The sequence below is a fragment of the Aeromonas sp. S19(2024) genome, from assembly GCF_041402625.1.
Lineage (GTDB): Bacteria > Pseudomonadota > Gammaproteobacteria > Enterobacterales > Aeromonadaceae > Aeromonas > Aeromonas caviae.
In genome coordinates, this window is the sequence record NZ_JBGLQU010000012.1 from 1 (window position 1) to 19,396 (window position 19,396).

Genomic DNA, 19,396 nt, shown 5'->3' on the forward strand with positions numbered 1-19,396 from the left:
CAACTTTCGTTGCTTTGGTCACTTCATCAGACATTGATATCAAAAATTGTTTTTGATGCTCGATGCTGTGAGTGCCCACACAGATTGCTTGATTCAAATTGTTAAAGAGCGTCACGCTTATCGCGTTGAGGAGGCGCATCTTACGCTCCTCACTTTGAAAGTCAAGCGGTTGTTTTCGCTTTTCTTTCGGCGCCCACTTCGCTAGGAAGCTGGCTCATCAGTTCGGCGTGGTCCGCCGTGCTGGTAGGGGCGCATTATAGGGAGCCGCGCCGCGATGACAAGAGCTTTTTGTAAAAATACGCTCGTTTGCTGAAAAAGCAGGCTAAACCCCATGAAATGAGAGTTTACCCCAGTTTCATGCCGATTTTTTGTTCATACCGTCAGTCTGGGCCTGAATATAGTTGACCCAGCTGGTCGCCCTGTCTTGCCAGTTGTTCTGCTGTTGCAGCTCGCGAGCCAACACCAGCGCCTGAGCATATTGTTCTTTATTGAGGTGTGCCTGCACCAGCAGGGCCTTGGCTCTGTTGCCCTGCTCTCCCTTCACTGACTTGATGGCCGCGAGCTGGGTCATGGCGGCATCCGTCTTGCCCTGTTGCAGCAGCAGTTCGGCGGCACGCATGGCGGCCTTGGGGTGAGCATGTTCCCGGGCAAGCAGCTGCCAGCTGTCCACAGCCTTCGGCCACTCACGTGCCCCTTCCCACAACTGGGCCAGCAACTGGCGATTCTCGGCGCTCTGCTTCATCTGTCCCTTGGCCATGGCAGACTCCAGCAGACGCGCACCACGATAGGGCAGTCCCTGCCAAGCATACAGGCGGATCAGCTGGTTGCGGGCGGCGGCATCATCCATCAATTGACGGTCGATGGCGGTTTGCAGCAGTGCAAGCGCTCGATCACCACGCTTGGCGGAGAGATTGAGCGACACAGCCTGCTGCCACCACTTGCTCTCTTTCGGCTCGCGGCGGATCAACTCTTCGGCCTGATCCGCAGCCACGCCGTAACGCTGCAATGCAGTGAGGGCGGAGAGGCGGATGATGGCTGCCTGCTTCTGCCAGCTTTTCTTCAACAGTTGTTCACTCTGGCTGGCTGCCTCGCCGTACTGCTTGTTGTGGTAATAGAGGCCAGCCAAGCGCAGACGCAAGGCATCGTCAGCCTTGATGGCCAATGCGGCCTTGTAGCTCGCGATGGCGCCGGACCAGTTGGATTGCTGGGCCTGGATATCCCCTCGCAGACGCAACAACTGAAGTCGTTGCTGCTCTGGCCACTCTTTATAGGCAAGAGCCTGCTCCACATAGCGACTCGCCTGTGCGGTCTGCTGCAGGTTGGCGGCCAGAGAGGCTTGTAACTGCGCCAGCCAGGCGTGCTCAGCCTCGGAACCGGGTTTGAGCACAGCCGCCTTGCTCTGGGCCTGTTGCCACTTGCCGGATTGATAGAGCTTCATCACGGGCTCCAGCTGGCGGGAGAAATGAGGGCTCACCTCCATCGCCAGACAGGCTTGGCTGACCAGGGCCAGCAGACAGATCCAGATCCGCAACATGGTTATGACTCCAATTTGAATTTGAGCGTGATGACTTGCACCAGCTTGTCGGTGGCGCCCGGCCTCGGCTGATAGCGCCACTTGTTGATCGCCTGAATGGCCGCTCGCTCGAACTGACGCTTCGGCTTGGCCTCGACCACCTCCACATCCTGTACCCGCCCGTCGGCATCGACGCTGAAACGCAAGGTCACGGACCCCTCGATGCCGGCCTGCTGGGCCCGGTAGGGATAAACAGGCTCAACCCGTTGCAGTGGCATCAAGAGGTCACCGGCACCGATTCCAGCGCCCTGCTGCTGTCCATGGAAATTGCCGCTCGCGACCGGAGTGGGACTGGTCGCCACGCCAGGGGCAGAGACCTGTACCGCACTCAGGGTCGAGACCAGATCCAGGCTCGGTTGTACCGAAGGCAACGGGGCCGCCGCCGGCATGGGCATCGGTGTCGAAGCCAGCGCGGCAGGCGGCTCCGGCAAGGGTTCCGGCTCCTGGGGTACCGGCCGCTCACGCACCTGTACCTCGGTCACCTCGTTCTGCATGTTGATGACGATGGATTTCTGCTCTGTGGTCGCCTTCTCCCCTCCGGGCGGCTCCACTAGGGCGGCCATGAACAACAGGATGCCCAGACTGAGGGCGATCCCCAGTCCCAGGCTCATCAACTTGTGTTTCATTTCGGTGCCACCGCCACGGCGATGTTGGCGATGCCTGCCGCCTTGGCTTCATCCATCACCCGCACCACCTTGCCGTGGGGTACCCGTTCATCGGCCTGGATCACCAGGCTTGCCTCGGGCTGCTCCGCCAACAGTCGGGCGAGGGTGGCCTGCACCCGCTCCACATCCACCTGTTTGCGGTCGAGGAAAATCTGCCCCTGAGCGCCGATCGCCAGCATGATGCTGGACGATTTCTGCGCCTTGGCCTGGCTGGCCTGGGGTCTGTGTACCTCAAGCCCGGCTTCGCGCACGAAGGAGGTGGTCACGATAAAGAAGATCAGCATGATGAAGACGATATCCAGCATGGGGGTCATGTCGATCTGCACTTCATCGCGCTGGCGTTTGGATTGCCGTCTCATTGCATTACCTTCTCTTCTCGCAGGCCGTCCCGGGTCTTGGCCAGCGCACGCTTGGCCTGACTCTCGAGCCGGCTCAGTAACAACACGCCGGAGAGGGCCACCACCATGCCTGCCATGGTGGGGATGGTAGCGCGTGAGATCCCGCCCGCCATGCTCTCCGGGTTAAAGCGGTTGGCCGCAGCCAGCGCATCGAATACGCCTATCATGCCGGTCACTGTACCCAGCAACCCCAGCATGGGGCAGAGCACCACCAGGGTGCGGATGAAGATCAGATGACGGTTGAGCGCCAGCTCCACTTCTGCCAGCCAGCGCCCGCGAATCGCGCGAGCGTGCCAGCTGTGACGCTCGCGACGCGCCTGCCAGCGGCCCAGCAGCTCACGCTGCAACGGTGCAAACCCCAGGTTGAGGTAGAGCAGCCGCTCGATCATCAGAATCCACATCAGCACCAGCAAGGCCAGAATGACCCAGAGCACCGGGCCGCCACGGCCCATGAAGCTCTGCAACTGCTGCCAGATGTCGAGCATCATGCTACCCGCTCCACCCTGTCACCATTGCTTTCGGCCCGCTCGGCCAGGATCCCGGCCACCTGCTGTTCCAGCACGTTGGAGAGCTCGGTGAAACGGGACTGCAACAGGCTGTGGGCCAGGATCAGCGGAATGGCCGCTACCAGACCCTGCACCGTGGTGACCAGGGCCATGGAGATGCCGCCCGCCATGATCTTGGGATCGCCGGTACCGAACTGGGTGATGGCCTGGAAGGTGCCGATCATACCGGTCACTGTCCCGAGCAGACCCAGCATGGGGGCGATGGCCGCGATCACCTTGACCATGCCGATGCCGCGCTCCAGGCGAGGGGTCTCCTGCAGGATCGCCTCATCCAGACGCAGTTCGAGGGTCTCCATGCTCAGTTCTGGATGCTTGTCAGCCACCGTCAGCACCCGGCCGAGGGCGTTGTCGGCATGATATTCACCGCTCTTGAGCTGGCGACGAACCCGACCCAGTTCGCGGGAGAGGCTCCACAACCGTACTCCAGCGATCCCCAGGCCGATGGCGGCCAGCAGCACGATGATGGCGCCGACCTGGCCGCCCTGCTGGACTTGCTGCCAGAAGGTGGGCGCCTGGGCCAGCATATCGAGCAGAACACCGTGGGAGGGATCCAGCGGCAACGCTTCTCCCTCCTGACCCTGATAAGCGGCCACAGCGGAAAGCACGCTGCCTGGCAGGCCCAGCACCGGACTCAGGCCTTCGGCCCCCGGTTGCAAGAAACCAGCATCGCCCAGCAGGGCGAAGCTGCCGATCCGGGTCAACGTCTGCTCGCTGGCAACGCCCTGGGCATCGAGCACCTTGCCGTTGAACTGGGCAACCCGGCCCGATTCACGGATCTCCTGCAGCAAGGTGGCTGGCAGCAAGGCGAGGGCGGCGCGATCCGGCACCTTTTTATCCTGTGCCATGGTTTTCAGCGGGGCGAGACGATCAGGATACTGGCCCTCGACGGCGGATTCACTCAGCAACTTGACCGCATCGCTGGCGCCCTGACGGGTGACCGCAAAGATGTCGTTCATGTCGCCGGATGCTTGATCCCACTGGGTATTGAGCTCCACCAGCTGCTTTTCATTGGCCGCGAACTGACTGGCCAGCTCCTTGCTCAGGCGCTGGGCCTCGGCCAGCTTGGCACGGGCACTGCTCAGCTCCCTGGAGACAGATGCCAGATCCTGCTGAGCCTTCTGCTCACGGGCCTGTTCCTGCTGCTGCCAGGCTTCCTCGGCCGCGGCGGCTGTGGTGCCCAGAGAGAGGGCGAGGGCAAGGGGTAACCACTTCATGGTGACGCTCATGACTGGGCCTCCTGACCACGGCTGACGGAGAAGGGGACATTCAACAACTGGGGAACTTTCTTGTCGGCAGCCATTTCCAACGCCTCGGCGATGGGGGAGAGCCACTGTCCGTCGAGGGCTTGCCACTGCTTGTGCTCGGCAGACCAGCGCCACGCCTGGGAGCGATCGGCGGTCATCGCCAGCAGGGAGACCCGGCCCAGTGCCAGCACGTCGACCCGGCGCGGTGCGCCATCCAGCACCAGCTCGGCGGAATAATGGTCCAGCCTGCTGCCGTATTCGGCTTCAATCTGATAGGCCTGCAATAGCTGGCGGAACTTCTCCGCCTCGCTCACATCGGCTCTAGCCAGCGTCGCTTTCAAGGCAGCAACCCGCGCCAGACGATCCTCTCTGCGTAGCGGGATGTCATCCTGTACCAGCTGTTCCAGATCGGCTTGCATCTGCAGCATCAGGGGGACAAGCCCCTGTCTGGTCTCCTGTACCGCCTCCAACTGCTGGTTCAGCTTGCCCAGCTCGTTTTGCTGATCGGCCACCAGAGACTGCATGTAGCGGTTGTAGGCTTCCAGATCCCGCAGTTGCAGTTGGGCATTTTGCAGCTCAATCCTGGCGGCGACTGCTCCATCGGCGGCTTTCTCCACACGCAGCTGGGAGGCTTTCCCGTCGGCGATACTGTTCTTCAATGCTGGCGCAACCACCTCTTCGGCGGACACGACGCAATGAACGGCCATGGGTAACAAGGCCAGACCCCAAAACTTGTTCATGATATAAATCTTAACAATGATAACTATTCTCATTGTCTCAAAGAGTAGGGTCACTGGCAATCAGATGATTTTCTTGGCCTCTGGCCGAAAAAACAGGATACTTTTTAGACAAGTACGGGAATAACTGGCGTTGGTAGTCGCAACACCATTTTAAATAACTAAAAAATGTCTTTTCGATCAGCAAGATAAGTGATCGAAAAAGGAGACTTACATGTTTAACGATGCGATCTGGGAACACATAGATCGGTTCACCAAGGCGAAGAAGACCAGCGAGATCCAGCAACAACTGGAGCGCTTCAGTCATCAAATGGGGTTTGATTACTTCCGTTTGCTGATTATTTTCCCCATCAGTATGCAGAAATCCCATGTTGCCTTGTTCAACAACTGCCCCACCAGCTGGTTTGATGCCTATTCGGAACGGCACTACCTGACCCAGGATCCGGTCGTCTTCCTGGGGCTGAAGCAGACCCAGCCCATCTTCTGGAACAAGCTCGATTGCGATGCCCCCTGGTTGCCCAGCGCCAGCAGGGAGGTGATGAATCTCGCCGCCGACTTCGGGGTGAGGAACGGCGTCTCCTTCCCGCTGCACACGCCGCAGGGGGAACACGGCATCCTCTCTTTCATCAGCAAGGAGAAGTCCAATTCCGATCTGATGTTTGAAAACGTTCCCCTGCTGTCATTCTGCGCCAGCTACATCTTCAACTCGGCCCTGACCCTCATCAAGGCCAGGCCAGACCTGATGAAATACCTGGCCGAGCTGTCGGATCGGGAGAAGGAGTGCCTGTTCTGGGCCAGCGAGGGCAAGACCTCCTGGGAGATCGCCACCATCCTCGGCATCAGCGAGCGAACCGTGAACTTCCACCTCAATCAGGTCACCAACAAGACGGACTCGCGCAACCGCAACCAGGCGATCGCCAAGAGTATCTCCAGCGGCATCATTGTGCCTTCCCTGGACGACGTGACCATCACCAACCTGCGGCTGTCGTAGCCTGTTTTGCCAAAACAAAAAGAGCCGCAATGCGGCTCTTTTTTCATTTCCGGCGACGGCTTATTCCACAGTCACGGATTTGGCCAGGTTGCGCGGTTGATCCACGTCGGTGCCCTTGATGAGGGCGACGTGGTAGGAGAGCAGCTGCAACGGCACGGTATAGACGATCGGCGCGATCATCTCTTCCACGTGGTTCAGGCTCATCACCCGCATGGTCTCGTCGCTCTTGAAACCGGCGTCCGCATCGGCGAACACATAGAGGATACCGCCACGGGCACGCACCTCTTCCACGTTGGACTTGAGCTTCTCCAGCAGATCGTTGTTCGGCGCCACGACGATGATGGGCATCTCGGCATCGATCAGCGCCAGCGGGCCATGCTTCAACTCACCGGCGGCATAGGCCTCGGCGTGGATGTAGGAGATCTCCTTGAGTTTGAGCGCCCCTTCCATGGCGATGGGGTACTGGCTGCCACGACCGAGGAACAGGCTGTGGTGCTTGTCGGCAAACTCTTCGGCCAGAGTCTCGATCTGCTTGGCCAAGGCCAGGCTCTCCTTGATGCGTACAGGCAGGGCTTGCAGCGCCTTGACCAGTTCGGCCTCGGCGGCGGCGCTCAGGTTGCCACGGCAGTGACCGACGGAGGCCACCAGCATCAGCAGACCAGCCAGCTGGGTGGTGAACGCCTTGGTGGACGCCACCCCGATTTCTGCCCCAGCACGGGTCATGAAGGCCAGGTCGGATTCGCGCACCAGGGAGGAGCCCGGTACGTTGCAGATGGCCAGGGAGCTCATGTAACCGGACTCCTTGGCCAGGCGCAGGGCGGCCAGGGTATCGGCGGTCTCGCCGCTCTGGGAAAGAGTCACCAGCAGGCTGTTGGGGCGCACCACCGACTTGCGGTAGCGGAACTCGGAGGCGATCTCCACGTCGCAGGAGACGCCGGCGATCTCTTCAAACCAGTAGCGGGCCACCATGCCGGAGTTGTAGGAGGTACCGCAGGCGACGATCTGGACGTGCTCGACCTTGTCGAAAATGGCACGGGCGCCGTTGCCGAAGGACTCGACCACCACGTGATCGCTGCCCAGGCGGCCTTCCAGGGTGTTGGTGATGGCCTTGGGCTGCTCGTAGATCTCCTTGAGCATGTAGTGTCGGTATTCGCCCTTGTCACCGGCATCGTGGGAGAGCTCGGACTCCAGCTCCTCGCGCACCACGGCCTCGCCGTGGGTATCGAAGATGTGCACGTCGCGGCGGGTCACTTCGGCCACATCGCCCTCTTCCAGGAAGATGAAGCGGCGGGTCACCGGCAGCAGGGCCATCTGGTCGGAGGCGATGAAGTTCTCGCCGATGCCGCGGCCGATCACCAGGGGGGAGCCGGAGCGGGCCACCACCACGCGGCTGTCGTCACGGCTGTCCATGACAACGGTGCCGTAGGCGCCGCGCAGTTGCTTCACCGCTACCTGCATGGCCGCCAGCAGGCTGGGGGCGGATTTCAGCTCGTGGTGCACCAGGTGGGCAATCACCTCGGTGTCGGTGTCGGAGCTGAACACATAGCCCAGCGCCTTCAACTCTTCCCGCAGCTCTTCGTGGTTCTCGATGATGCCGTTGTGCACCACCACGATATGCTCGGAGACGTGGGGGTGAGCATTGCGCTCGGACGGCTCGCCATGGGTAGCCCAGCGGGTGTGGGCAATGCCGGTACCACCGTGGACGGACTGCTCCTCCAGTGCCTTGGCCAGCTCGGCCACCTTGCCGAGGCGACGCACCCGCTGCAGCGGCTGGTTGGCGCTGAACACGGCGACACCAGCCGAATCGTAGCCACGGTATTCCAGACGGCGCAGGCCCTCTACCAGGATTTCAGCCACATCACGTTGGGCGACGGCCCCGACGATGCCACACATAGACTTCTCCTTGAAACGTAAGACGTTAATTCGGTTGGATAATGGTTTGTTCAAATCACACGGCCACGGGGGCGCAAATCAGCGTGATCCCCCTGGCCTGAATCTGTTCTCTGGCCGCATTGCTCAGCCCCTCGTCGGTCACCAGGGTATGGATGCCGGACCAGGGCAGCTCGAGATTGGGGATCTTGCGGCCGATCTTCTCCGACTCCACCATGACGATGACCTCCCGCGACACTTCGGCCATGACCCGGGAGAGGCCCACCAGCTCGTTGAAGGTGGTAGTGCCCCGCTCCGGGTCGATGCCATCGGCACCGATGAAGAGCTGGTCGAAGTCATAGGAGCGCAACACCTGCTCCGCCACCTGCCCCTGGAAGGATTCGGAATGGGGATCCCAGGTCCCGCCAGTCATCAGCAGGGTGGGTTCGTTTTCCAGCTCACGCAGGGCACCGGCCACATTGAGGGAGTTGGTCATGACGATGAGGCCGCGCTTGTTGCCCAGCATGGGGATCATGGCGCTGGTGGTGCTGCCGCTGTCGATGATGACGCGGTTGTGATCGCGGATCCGCTCGGCGGCGGCGCGGGCAATGGCCAGCTTTCGATTCGAAATTTGTTCCGGGTTGCTGTCCACCACCATCTCGCTGGGGAGGGGAACGGCACCGCCGTAGCGACGCAGCAACAGGCCACCGGTCTCCAGCACCGCCAGATCTTTGCGGATGGTCACCTCGGAAGTGGCGAAGTGCTTGGCCAGGGCATCGACGCTGACTTCCCCCTGCTCCTGCACCAGACTCACTATGGTGTGACGGCGCTGCTGTGTGTTGCGTTTGGTCATTTATAAGTTTCGATTCGAAAGAATGGCGAAATATTAATGCCTTTTCGGGAAAAATCAAACGGCAAATAGGATCCGATTTGGTTCGATGCCAGAATGAGGAGCCGATTTGCGACGAGGACGCCATGCAAAAACGACTCATCTGGCTGGTGGAAGATGAAGCCAGCATTGCCGATACCCTGATCTATGCCCTGCAGACCGATGGTTTCGAGGTGGAGTGGTTCCCCCTTGGTCAGCCGTTGCTGGCGCGACTGGAACAGACGCGACCGGATTTTTTGATCCTGGATGTGGGGCTGCCGGATATCAGCGGTTTTGAACTGTGCAAGCGGGTGCGGGCACTGACCGATATTCCCCTGATGTTTCTCACCGCTCGCAGCGAGGAGATAGACAGGCTGATCGGGCTGGAGATAGGGGCAGACGACTATGTGGCCAAACCCTTCTCACCCCGTGAGGTGTGCGCCCGGGTGCGGGTCATCCTGCGCCGCAGCCAGCCCGCCCCCTACCAGCCGATACAGCCACTCGCCCTGGACGAGGAGCGGGCACGAATCTGCTTCCTGGGCCAGCCCCTGACGCTCACCCGCTATGAGTACCTGCTGCTCAAGACCCTGATGCTGGCGCCGGGTCGGGTCTACTCCCGCCAGCAGCTGATGGATCTGGTGTGGCAGGATGCGGAAGAGAGTCTGGATCGCACCGTCGACACCCACATCAAGACTCTGCGGGCCAAGCTGCGGGAGCGGGACCCTGACGCCAACCTGATCCTGACCCACCGCGGGCTGGGCTACAGTCTGGAGCTGGCATGAACTCAGAGTGGCCGGGCATCGGCAGGGGGATGAGATGAGAATCGGATTGCAACTGCTGTGCGGCCTGGTGCTGATCTTCGCCCTGGCTGCCTGGTTCGTGCTGGAGATCTTCGTCGAGGAGATCAAGCCCGGGGTACGCAGCGCCACCGAAGATACCCTGGTAGACATGGCGCAGATGCTGGCCCCCCTGGCCCTGGACGACATGCAGGAAGGAAAGATGGCGAATGGCCGGCTGGCCAGCGCCTTCGCCCGCCTCAACCAGAGTCCCATCAATGCCCTCATCGATGGCCACCTCAAGCAGCAGGCGGAGTACCGCATCTATGTGACCGACGCAAAAGGCAGGGTGGTCTACGACTCGGACGGGGTAGATCTGGGCAAGGACTACTCGCGCTGGAACGACGTCTACCTGACCCTGCGCGGCGAATATGGCGCCCGCAGCACCCGCAGCGACCCCGACGATCCCGCCAGCTCGGTGATGCACGTGGCCGCCCCGCTGCGGGAAGGGGATGACATCCTCGGCTCCCTCACCGTCGCCAAGCCCAACAGCACCCTGCAGCCCATGATAGAGCGCAGCGAACACCAGTTGCTGAAAGGGGCGGCCCTGCTGCTGTTCATCTCGCTGCTCATCGGCGCCTTGCTGGTGTGGTGGCTCAACCGCGCCATCGGCAAGCTGGTGCACTATGCAGATGCAATCAGCCAGGGTCAGCCCGCCAGCCTGCCGCGCCTCTACAGCCCCGAACTGGACAGGCTAGGCCACTCCCTGGAAACCATGCGCCGTCAACTGGACGGCAAGGCCTATATCGAGGCCTATGTCCACAGCCTGACCCACGAGCTCAAAAGCCCGCTGGCGGCCATTCGCGGGGCGGGGGAGATTCTGGCCGAGGCGCCGCCGCCGGACATCGCAAAGCGCTTTATCGGCAACATCAATCTGGAGACGGCCCGCATGCAGCAGCTGATCGAGCGCATGCTGCAACTCGCCCGCCTCGAATCAGGGCAGGGGCTGGACAGACAATCCGTTGAGCCGGCCCGGCTGGGCAGACGGGTGCTCGATGCCCGCCAGATCCAGGCCCAGCGCCGCCAGCTCGCCCTGCACGCCGAGCTGGGGGAAGGTCAGAAGCAGAAGTGGGATCCCCTGCTGGTGGAGCAGGCCCTTGGCAACCTGCTGGACAACGCCCTCGATTTCGCCCCCGCCGGCAGTACCCTGGTGCTGAGCGGCGCCATGGAGGAGGGGGGTTATTGCTTCCGGGTGCGGGATCAGGGGCCAGGCATTCCCGACTTTGCGCTGCCCAGGATTTTCGAGCGTTTCTACTCCCTGCCAAGGCCAGACAAGGGCAAGAGCAGCGGCCTCGGGCTCAGTTTTGCCATGGAGGTGGCACGCCAGCATGGCGGCCATCTTGCTCTTGCCAATCAGCCGGACGGGGGGGTGCTGGCCACACTCTGGCTGCCCGGCAACTGAGGACACTTCACACCAAGCACACAGAGCCGGGCTAAGCTGCACCTCCTCGATGACGACCGTCCCCGTCGATGCGCATTCATATTAATCAAGGAGATAGATATGCCCCGTATGCTGTTGTCCGGTCTGCTTGCCGCTGGCCTCTTCTGTGCACTGCCTGCCAGCGCCGCTTCTGGCTGCATGCTGTTTGCCGATGGCACCGGCAAACCCGTCAGCACCCTGGGGGACTGTGCCGCCCAGTTGACCCCGGCTTCCACCTTCAAGATCCCGCTGGCACTGATGGGCTATGACAGCGGCTTCCTGGTGGATGAACAACTGCCGGCCCTGCCGTTCAAGGCCGGTGATCCTGATTTCCTGCCGGAGTGGAAACAGACCACCACCCCGAGCAGCTGGATGCAATTCTCGGTCATCTGGTACTCGCAGCGCCTCACCGAGTGGCTGGGAGAGGCTCGCTTCCAGCACTACGTGGACAGCTTCGACTACGGCAACCGGGATCTCGAAGGCAACCCGGGCAAGCACGACGGTCTGACCCAGGCCTGGCTCAGCGCCAGCCTCGCCATCAGCCCCCAGGAGCAAGCCCGCTTCCTTGGCAAGATGGTGAGCGGCAAGCTGCCGGTCTCCGCCAAGACCCTGCGCCATACCGCCAACCTGATGCGTCAGCCCGACATCGACGGTTGGCAGATCCACGGCAAGACCGGCATGGGTTACCCCAAGCTGCTGGATGGCAGCCTGGACAGGGAGCAGCAGATCGGCTGGTTCGTCGGCTGGGCCAGCAAACAGGACAAGACGCTCATCTTCGTCCACACCGTCATCCAGACGCCGGGCAAGCAGTTCGCTTCCCTCAGGGCCAGGGAAGAGGTGTTCGCCGCCCTGCCGGCCCGGTTGAAGACACTCTGATGCCAGCAACACCGGCGCCTAGCGCCGGTTTTTTTATGCCCCTTCACCACTACTTCACACTGCCCCATCCTCCCTTCACGCGACCCCGGCACACTCCCGTTCAACAACAAGGAGACGTGTCATGGTCAAACAGATTTTCACCCACAAGATCGCCCTGCTGCTGTTGCTCTGCCTGCTGATGATGATCCCGGTTCACGCCATCATGGAGCTGAATCGGGAGCGCCAGGCCTATCGCAGTCAGGCCATTCACAGCATCATGGCCAGCCACAGCGGGCCACAGCGCCTGATGGGGCCCGTACTGGTACAGCCATATACCCGGGCCGTCACCGTCGAGCAGGATGGCAAACATTTCGAGCGCAAGGAGCAGGTCTATCGCTACCTGCTGCCCAAGAGGTTGGACGTGCGGGCCAGCATGGAGGTGACCCCGCGCAAGCTCGGTATCTATCAGGCCCAGATTTATCACAGTCGCCTCTCCCTCTCCGGCCTGATGCCCACCAGCCTGGCTGACAAGGGGCTGGTGGCCGGCAACCCGAACCTGAGCTTCGACCCGGCGGATCCCGCCCTGGTGCCGGGCAAATCCTATCTCAGCCTGATCCTCTCCGATGCCCGGGGCATCAGCCGCGTACCCGAACTGCAATGGGGGGAGCAACGCATCCCGTTTGCCCCTGGCGCCCAGCTGGGGGACGGGCGAGTGGGGATCCATGCCCCGCTCGACGCCTTGCCAGACGAAGATGGCCGCTTTCACATCGAGCTGGATCTGCAGGGCATGAACGCGCTGGAAATAGTACCGCTCGGACAGGACAGCCGGTTTCACCTGAGCGGCAACTGGCCCCATCCCAATTTTCTCGGCGACTTTCTGCCCGGTGAACGCACCCTTGCGGATCAAGGGTTCGAGGCAAGCTGGCAGACCAGCTGGTTCGCCACCGACATGGAGAGCCGCTTCAACCGCATGATGAAGGGAGCCGGTACCAAACTGCCGTCATTCAGCGTCAGCCTGGTGCAACCGGTGGATCACTATCAGCTGAACGAGCGGGCCGCCAAATATGCCCTGCTGTTCATCGGCCTCACCTTCATCAGCTTCTTCATGTTCGAGCTGCTAAAAGGGCTGCGGGTACACCCCATCCAGTACGCGCTGGTGGGCATGGGGCTGGCCATCTTCTATCTGGTGCTGCTGGCGCTGACCGAGCATCTCGGCTTTACCTTGGCCTATCTCATTGCCGCCCTGGCCAGTGTGGCCCTCAACGGCTTCTACCTGAGCCATGTGCTGGGCGGCCCGAAACAGGGCATGGGATTCGCCGCCCTGCTGGGGCTGGTCTACGCCATTCTGTTCGGGCTGCTGCAGGCCGAGGAGACAGCCCTGTTGCTCGGCGCCCTGCTGCTGTTCGCCACCCTGGCGCTGGTCATGGGGCTGACTCGCAAGCTCGACTGGTATCAGGTGATGGAGAGCAGTCCCTCCGCCACCGCATGGGCGGCCCCCCAGCCATCGACCAGTAACACCAGCCATCAGCCATAAGCAAAAAAACCGGCGCCCTCGGGCGCCGGTTTGCATTTCATTGATCGGGCATCACTTCTTCTTGACCGGACGGGGCCAGTTCGGAATGTGGCGCTGGGGCACCCGGGTGATCACCAGCTCGTTTTCCGCCACATCCTTGGTGATGGTGGAACCCGCCCCCAGGGTCGCCCCCTTGCCGATCCGCACCGGCGCCACCAGCTGGGTATCGGAGCCGACGAAAACGTCGTCCTCGATGATGGTCTGGAACTTGTTCACCCCATCGTAATTGCAGGTGATGGTGCCGGCACCGATATTCACACCGGCTCCGATCTCGGCATCACCCAGATAGGTCAGATGACCGCACTTGGAGCCCACACCCAGCCGAGCCTTCTTCATCTCGACGAAGTTGCCGACATGGGCATCCTGCTCCAGCACGGCACCCGGGCGCAGGCGGGTAAAGGGCCCGACCGAGCACTGGTCAGCAATTTGCGCACCTTCGATGACGGAGTAGGGTTTCACCTCGGTGTGGTCGCCGATCACGCAATCCTTCAATACGCTGCCGGCACCGATGCGCACGTGATTGCCCAGCACCACCTTGCCTTCGATGATGACGTTGACGTCGATCACCACCTCCTCCCCGATTTCCAGGGTGCCGCGCAGATCGAAGCGGGCCGGGTCGATCAGGGTGGCGCCGGCGATCATCAGCTTCTCGGCCTGCATCTGCTGGTAGCTGCGCTCGAGCTGGGCCAACTGCACCCGGTTGTTGGCTCCTTCCACTTCCATGGCGCTGTCCGGATGGACTGCAGCGATGGGGCAGTTGTCACCGTGGGCCATGGCAATGACGTCAGTCAGATAGAACTCGCCCTGGGCATTCTTGTTGTCCAGGCGGGAGAGCCAGCTACGCAGCTGACCACCGTTGGCCACCAACACGCCGGTGTTCACTTCGCGGATGGCAAGTTGCTCGGCGTTGGCATCCTTCTGCTCGACAATGCCGACCACCTGACCATGTTCCCGCACGATGCGGCCATAGCCGGTCGGGTTGTCCAGTACCACGGTCAGCAGCGCCATGCCATCGTCGGCCTTGGCGGCCAGCAGCCGTTGCAGGGTCTCGGGCTGGATCAGCGGGGTATCGCCGTAGAGCACCAGCACGTCGTCTTCGTCATGCCAGAACGGAATGGCCTGGGCGACGGCATGGCCGGTCCCCAGTTGCTGGGCCTGCAGCACCCAGTTGAGGTCAGATGCCTGGATCCGCTCCTTCAGCAGTTCGGCGCCGTGGCCATAGACCAGGTGCAGCTGTTCGGCACCGATCTGGCGGGCGGTCTCGATCACATGGGAGACCATGGGCTTGTTGGCCACGGGGTGCAGCACCTTGGGCAGGGAGGAACGCATGCGGGTGCCTTTGCCCGCAGCCAGGATCACGACATTGAGAGACATAGCTAGCCTTTGAAACAGGTGGAAATGCTGGGCGGAGTCTATCCAACGGGCAAAAAAAAAGCGACCCGAAGGTCGCTTTTTGCATCACCGTGATTAACGGTAATTCTTTTTGACGATATCGATAACCCGCAACTGGGCCATCGCTTTGGCCAGCTCGGCAGACGCCTGAGCATAGTCGATATCACCATGGGAGCTGTTGATCCGCTCTTCGGCACGACGCTTGGCTTCCTGGGCTTTCGCCTCATCCAGATCGTCGGCGCGAATGGCGGTATCGGCCAGCACGGTCACGGCTTCGGGTTGTACTTCCAGCATGCCGCCGGAGATGTACAGCACCTCTTCGCTACCATTTTGCTTGATCAAGCGGACCAGGCCCGGCTTGATGGCAGTCAGCAACGGAGCATGACCGTGGCGGAGACCCAGCTCACCTTCGGAGCCTGATACCTGGGCAGATTGCACGCGACCGGAAAACAGTTTTCCTTCGGCGCTCACCACATCCAGGTGAAAGGAGATCATCTCAGCCATGGGCCCTCCTATCGAGGCTTACAGTTTCTTGGACTTCTCGACGACTTCGTCGATGCCGCCAACCATGTAGAACGCCTGCTCCGGCAGATCGTCATACTCGCCCTTCAGGATGCCCTGGAAGCCACGGATGGTTTCCTTCAGCGGCACGTATTTGCCCGGAGAACCGGTAAACACTTCTGCCACGAAGAACGGCTGGGACAGGAAACGCTCGATCTTACGGGCACGGGCTACGGTCAGTTTGTCTTCTTCTGACAGTTCATCCATACCCAGGATGGCGATGATGTCCTTCAGCTCCTTGTAGCGCTGCAGTACGGTCTGAACGCCACGAGCGGTCTCGTAGTGCTCCTTGCCAACCACCAGCGGATCCAGCTGACGGGAGGTGGAGTCCAGCGGGTCAACGGCCGGGTAGATACCCAGTGCCGCGATCTGACGGGACAGTACGACGGTCGCATCCAGGTGGGCGAAGGTGGTCGCCGGAGACGGGTCGGTCAAGTCATCCGCAGGCACGTAAACGGCCTGTACGGAGGTGATGGAACCAGTCTTGGTGGAGGTGATGCGCTCTTGCAGAACACCCATCTCCTCGGCCAGGGTCGGCTGGTAACCTACTGCGGAGGGCATACGGCCCAGCAGTGCGGATACTTCGGTACCGGCCAGGGTGTAACGGTAGATGTTGTCCACGAAGAACAGCACGTCACGACCTTCGTCACGGAACTTCTCGGCCATGGTCAGGCCGGTCAGCGCCACGCGCAGACGGTTTCCGGGCGGCTCGTTCATCTGACCGTAAACCAGAGATACTTTGTCCAGTACGTTGGACTCCATCATCTCGTGGTAGAAGTCGTTACCCTCACGGGTACGCTCACCTACACCGGCGAACACGGAGTAACCGCTGTGCTCGATCGCGATGTTACGGATCAGCTCCATCATGTTGACGGTCTTGCCTACACCGGCGCCGCCGAACAGACCAACCTTACCACCCTTGGCGAACGGACATACCAGGTCGATAACCTTGATGCCGGTCTCCAGCAGCTCGGTGCTGTTGGACTGATCTTCGTAGCTGGGGGCTTCGCGGTGGATGGACCAACGCTCTTCTTCGCCGATCGGACCCTTCTCGTCGATGGGGTCGCCCAGTACGTTCATGATACGGCCCAGGGTCGAGGTACCGACCGGTACCTGGATGGCCTTGCCGCTGTTAACTACTTCCAACCCACGACGCAGACCGTCGGAGGAACCCATGGTGATGCAACGCACGACGCCGCCGCCGATCTGTTGCTGAACTTCCAGTACCAGACCCTGGCCTTGGCCTTCGCTGACAACCTTCAGTGCATCGTACACCTGGGGCACGGCATTCTGCGGGAACTCGATGTCCACCACAGCGCCGATGATTTGGACGATGAAACCGTTACTCATGTCAAATCCTCTAAACCTTTGATAACCCTTGCCTTACACCGCAGCAGCACCGGAAACGATCTCTGTGAGCTCCTGGGTAATACTGGCCTGACGGGCCTTGTTGTATACCAGTTGCAGATCGTTAATCAGGTTGCCGGCGTTGTCAGTCGCGGCTTGCATGGCAACCATTCGGGCTGCCTGTTCACTTGCCAAGTTTTCTACCACACCCTGGTAGACCTGGGATTCGACGTAGCGAATCAGCAGGGTATCCAGCAGTTGCTTGGGATCCGGCTCATAGAGGTAGTCCCAGTGGTGCTTCTTGGCGAGCTTGCTGTCTTCTGTTACGGGCAAAGGCAGCAGTTGATCGACTTTTGGTTGCTGAACCATGGTGTTGACGAACTTGTTGTACACCAGATACAGCCTGTCAATCTCACCGTTGTCGTAAGCCTTCAGCATGACCTTCACTGAACCGATCAGGTCATTGACGCTCGGGTTGTCACCCAGTCCGGAGACGTGGGCTTTCACCTTGGCGCCGTGCCGTTCAAAGAAGTTGGAGGCCTTGTTACCGATCAATGCCAGGTCAACCTTGGCACCTTTCGCGCTCCATTGCTTCATATCATTGAGGGCAGCCTTGAACAGGTTGATGTTCAGACCACCACACAGGCCACGGTCGGTGGAGACGACGATGTAACCCACTCGCTTCACCTCACGTTCGATGAGGTAGGGGTGCTTGTATTCCAAGTTCCCCTGAGCGATATGGCCGATCACCTTGCGCATGGTTTCAGCGTACGGACGGCTGGCAGACATGCGTTCCTGCGCACGGCGCATCTTGCTCGCTGCCACCATTTCCATAGCGCTGGTGATCTTCTGAGTGTTCTTCACACTCCCGATCTTGTTACGTATCTCTTTTGCGCCGGCCATCTCTTCTCTCCATCAGGTGGCAGCTTGCGCTGCCACACACGCTTACCAGGTCTGGGTTGCCTTGAAGTCATCCAGCAACGCAGTCAGCTTGCCAACGATCGCGTCGTTGTAGTCGGCCTTGGCATTGATTTCAGCCATCAGCTCGGCATGCTGGGTATTGGCGTAAGAGAGCAGAGCGGCTTCGAAGTCGACGATCTTGCTCAGTTCGACATCGGCGAGATAACCCTTCTCGGCGGCGAACAGCACCAGGGATTGCTGGGCCACGCTCATCGGAGAGTACTGCTTCTGCTTCATCAGCTCGGTGACTTTCTGACCGTGATCCAGCTGCTTGCGAGTGGCATCGTCCAGGTCGGAAGAGAACTGGGCAAATGCCGCCAGTTCGCGGTACTGGGCCAGCGCGGTACGGATACCACCGGACAGCTTCTTGACGATCTTGGTCTGAGCAGCACCGCCCACACGGGATACGGAGATACCCGGGTCAACCGCCGGACGAATACCGGAGTTGAACAGCTGGGAGGTCAGGAAGATCTGGCCATCGGTGATGGAGATCACGTTGGTCGGAACGAACGCAGAGACGTCACCGGCCTGGGTTTCGATGATCGGCAGGGCGGTCAGGGAACCGGTCTGGCCTTTCACGGCACCATTGGTGAACTTCTCTACGTACTCGGCGTTGACGCGAGCAGCACGCTCCAGCAGACGGGAGTGCAGATAGAAGACGTCACCCGGGTAAGCTTCACGTCCAGGCGGACGGCGCAGCAGCAGGGAGATCTGGCGATAGGCAACGGCCTGCTTGGACAGGTCATCATAGATGATCAGTGCGTCTTCGCCGCGGTCACGGAAGTACTCGCCCATGGAGCAACCGGCGTAGGGAGCCAGGTACTGCAGAGCAGCCGCTTCGGAGGCAGAAGCCACGACCACGATGGTGTTGGCCAGGGCGCCGTGCTCTTCCAGCTTGCGCACCACGTTGGCGATGGTGGAGGCCTTCTGGCCGATCGCAACGTAGACGCACTTAATGCCGGAATCTTTCTGGTTGATGATGGTGTCGATGGCGATGGCGGTCTTACCAACCTGGCGGTCACCGATGATCAGCTCACGCTGGCCACGACCGATAGGGATCATGGCATCGATGGCTTTCAGACCGGTCTGGACTGGCTGGTCAACAGACTTACGCTCGATAACGCCCGGGGCGATCACTTCGATCGGCGAGAAGCCGTCGTTGTCTACCGGACCCTTACCGTCGATCGGCTGACCCAGGGTGTTGACCACCCGGCCCAACAGACCACGACCGACCGGCACTTCCAGAATGCGGCCGGTACCCTTTACCTTCATCCCTTCGGCCAGATCGGCATAGGGACCCATTACTACGGCACCAACGGAGTCACGCTCCAGGTTCAATGCCAGAGCGAAGCGGTTGCCCGGCAGCTCGATCATCTCACCCTGCATGGCATCGGCCAGACCGTGGATACGAATGATACCGTCGCTTACAGAAACGATGGTACCTTCGTTACGCGCTTCGCTTTTGACATCAAACTGCGCAATGCGCTGCTTGATCAGCTCGGCGATTTCAGTGGAATTCAGTTGCATGCTCTAATACCCCA

The 19,396-nt window shown here is 60.8% G+C and carries 18 protein-coding genes; 5 read left to right on the forward strand and 13 right to left on the reverse strand.

All coding sequences use genetic code 11. The annotated features are described in order from the left end of the window. Positions 1-355 precede the first annotated feature (355 nt). The 6 genes from ACB037_RS18160 to ACB037_RS18185 are packed head-to-tail and all read right to left on the reverse strand — an operon-like array spanning position 356 to position 5,186. The gene (locus tag ACB037_RS18160; protein WP_319895237.1) at positions 356-1,534 is read right to left on the reverse strand and encodes a hypothetical protein; all 1,179 of its coding nucleotides are present in this window, start codon (positions 1,532-1,534) and stop codon (positions 356-358) included. Positions 1,535-1,536: 2 nt separating this feature from the next. Beyond that, positions 1,537-2,199 (reverse strand): energy transducer TonB, encoded by a 663-nt coding sequence (locus ACB037_RS18165; protein ID WP_319859955.1) that lies wholly within the window; start codon positions 2,197-2,199, stop codon positions 1,537-1,539. Further along, complete coding sequence (locus ACB037_RS18170; RefSeq protein WP_010672232.1) at positions 2,196-2,597, reverse strand: biopolymer transporter ExbD; 402 nt, start codon at positions 2,595-2,597, stop codon at positions 2,196-2,198. The genes ACB037_RS18165 and ACB037_RS18170 overlap by 4 nt, the downstream gene beginning before the upstream one ends. Further along, complete coding sequence (locus tag ACB037_RS18175) at positions 2,594-3,124, reverse strand: MotA/TolQ/ExbB proton channel family protein (RefSeq protein WP_010672233.1); 531 nt, start codon at positions 3,122-3,124, stop codon at positions 2,594-2,596. The genes ACB037_RS18170 and ACB037_RS18175 overlap by 4 nt, the downstream gene beginning before the upstream one ends. Next, entirely contained in the window at positions 3,121-4,428 is a 1,308-nt protein-coding gene (locus ACB037_RS18180) for a MotA/TolQ/ExbB proton channel family protein (RefSeq protein ID WP_371175690.1), read from the reverse strand. The genes ACB037_RS18175 and ACB037_RS18180 overlap by 4 nt, the downstream gene beginning before the upstream one ends. After that, positions 4,425-5,186 (reverse strand): DUF3450 domain-containing protein, encoded by a 762-nt coding sequence (locus ACB037_RS18185; RefSeq protein ID WP_319859953.1) that lies wholly within the window; start codon positions 5,184-5,186, stop codon positions 4,425-4,427. Before ACB037_RS18185 ends, ACB037_RS18180 begins: the two co-directional genes overlap by 4 nt. A gap of 211 nt (positions 5,187-5,397) precedes the next feature. On the opposite strand from ACB037_RS18185, the gene ACB037_RS18190 reads away from it, so the two are divergent. Beyond that, complete coding sequence (locus tag ACB037_RS18190) at positions 5,398-6,174, forward strand: LuxR family transcriptional regulator (protein WP_010672236.1); 777 nt, start codon at positions 5,398-5,400, stop codon at positions 6,172-6,174. A gap of 60 nt (positions 6,175-6,234) precedes the next feature. Here ACB037_RS18190 and glmS read toward each other — a convergent pair whose 3' ends face one another. Together glmS and ACB037_RS18200 are read right to left on the reverse strand one after the other, a co-directional pair. After that, positions 6,235-8,067: a glutamine--fructose-6-phosphate transaminase (isomerizing) gene (glmS, locus tag ACB037_RS18195; protein ID WP_010672252.1), complete on the reverse strand. Its 1,833-nt coding sequence runs from the start codon at positions 8,065-8,067 to the stop codon at positions 6,235-6,237. A 55-nt stretch (positions 8,068-8,122) separates the two neighbouring features. Then, a complete protein-coding gene (locus tag ACB037_RS18200; protein WP_202044882.1) occupies positions 8,123-8,896 on the reverse strand; it encodes a DeoR/GlpR family DNA-binding transcription regulator in 774 nt (257 codons plus the stop codon). A 122-nt stretch (positions 8,897-9,018) separates the two neighbouring features. On the opposite strand from ACB037_RS18200, the gene blrA reads away from it, so the two are divergent. The 4 genes from blrA to creD all read left to right on the forward strand — a co-directional run bounded on the left by blrA (position 9,019) and on the right by creD (position 13,556). Next, positions 9,019-9,693, forward strand: a complete 675-nt coding sequence (gene blrA / locus ACB037_RS18205) for a beta-lactam response regulator transcription factor BlrA (protein WP_041212060.1) — start codon at positions 9,019-9,021, stop codon at positions 9,691-9,693. Positions 9,694-9,727: 34 nt separating this feature from the next. Then, on the forward strand, positions 9,728-11,149 hold the full coding sequence (blrB, locus tag ACB037_RS18210; protein ID WP_279961620.1) for a beta-lactam sensor histidine kinase BlrB: 1,422 nt from the start codon (positions 9,728-9,730) through the stop codon (positions 11,147-11,149). A 99-nt stretch (positions 11,150-11,248) separates the two neighbouring features. Continuing rightward, positions 11,249-12,043 (forward strand): class D beta-lactamase, encoded by a 795-nt coding sequence (blaOXA, locus tag ACB037_RS18215; protein WP_371175691.1) that lies wholly within the window; start codon positions 11,249-11,251, stop codon positions 12,041-12,043. A 121-nt stretch (positions 12,044-12,164) separates the two neighbouring features. Further along, positions 12,165-13,556: a cell envelope integrity protein CreD gene (gene creD / locus ACB037_RS18220; RefSeq protein WP_371175692.1), complete on the forward strand. Its 1,392-nt coding sequence runs from the start codon at positions 12,165-12,167 to the stop codon at positions 13,554-13,556. Between the two features lie 51 nt (positions 13,557-13,607). On the opposite strand, the gene glmU is transcribed toward creD, so the two are convergent. The 5 genes from glmU to atpA all read right to left on the reverse strand — a co-directional run bounded on the left by glmU (position 13,608) and on the right by atpA (position 19,382). Continuing rightward, complete coding sequence (glmU, locus tag ACB037_RS18225; RefSeq protein WP_371175693.1) at positions 13,608-14,969, reverse strand: bifunctional UDP-N-acetylglucosamine diphosphorylase/glucosamine-1-phosphate N-acetyltransferase GlmU; 1,362 nt, start codon at positions 14,967-14,969, stop codon at positions 13,608-13,610. 93 nt (positions 14,970-15,062) lie between these two features. Continuing rightward, the gene (locus tag ACB037_RS18230) at positions 15,063-15,491 is read right to left on the reverse strand and encodes a F0F1 ATP synthase subunit epsilon (RefSeq protein WP_010672259.1); all 429 of its coding nucleotides are present in this window, start codon (positions 15,489-15,491) and stop codon (positions 15,063-15,065) included. An 18-nt stretch (positions 15,492-15,509) separates the two neighbouring features. Continuing rightward, positions 15,510-16,898: a F0F1 ATP synthase subunit beta gene (gene atpD, locus ACB037_RS18235; protein WP_010672260.1), complete on the reverse strand. Its 1,389-nt coding sequence runs from the start codon at positions 16,896-16,898 to the stop codon at positions 15,510-15,512. Between the two features lie 33 nt (positions 16,899-16,931). After that, positions 16,932-17,798, reverse strand: coding sequence for a F0F1 ATP synthase subunit gamma (gene atpG, locus ACB037_RS18240; protein ID WP_010672261.1), 867 nt, complete (start codon positions 17,796-17,798; stop codon positions 16,932-16,934). 42 nt (positions 17,799-17,840) lie between these two features. Further along, positions 17,841-19,382: a F0F1 ATP synthase subunit alpha gene (gene atpA / locus ACB037_RS18245; RefSeq protein ID WP_010672262.1), complete on the reverse strand. Its 1,542-nt coding sequence runs from the start codon at positions 19,380-19,382 to the stop codon at positions 17,841-17,843. Positions 19,383-19,396 lie beyond the last annotated feature (14 nt).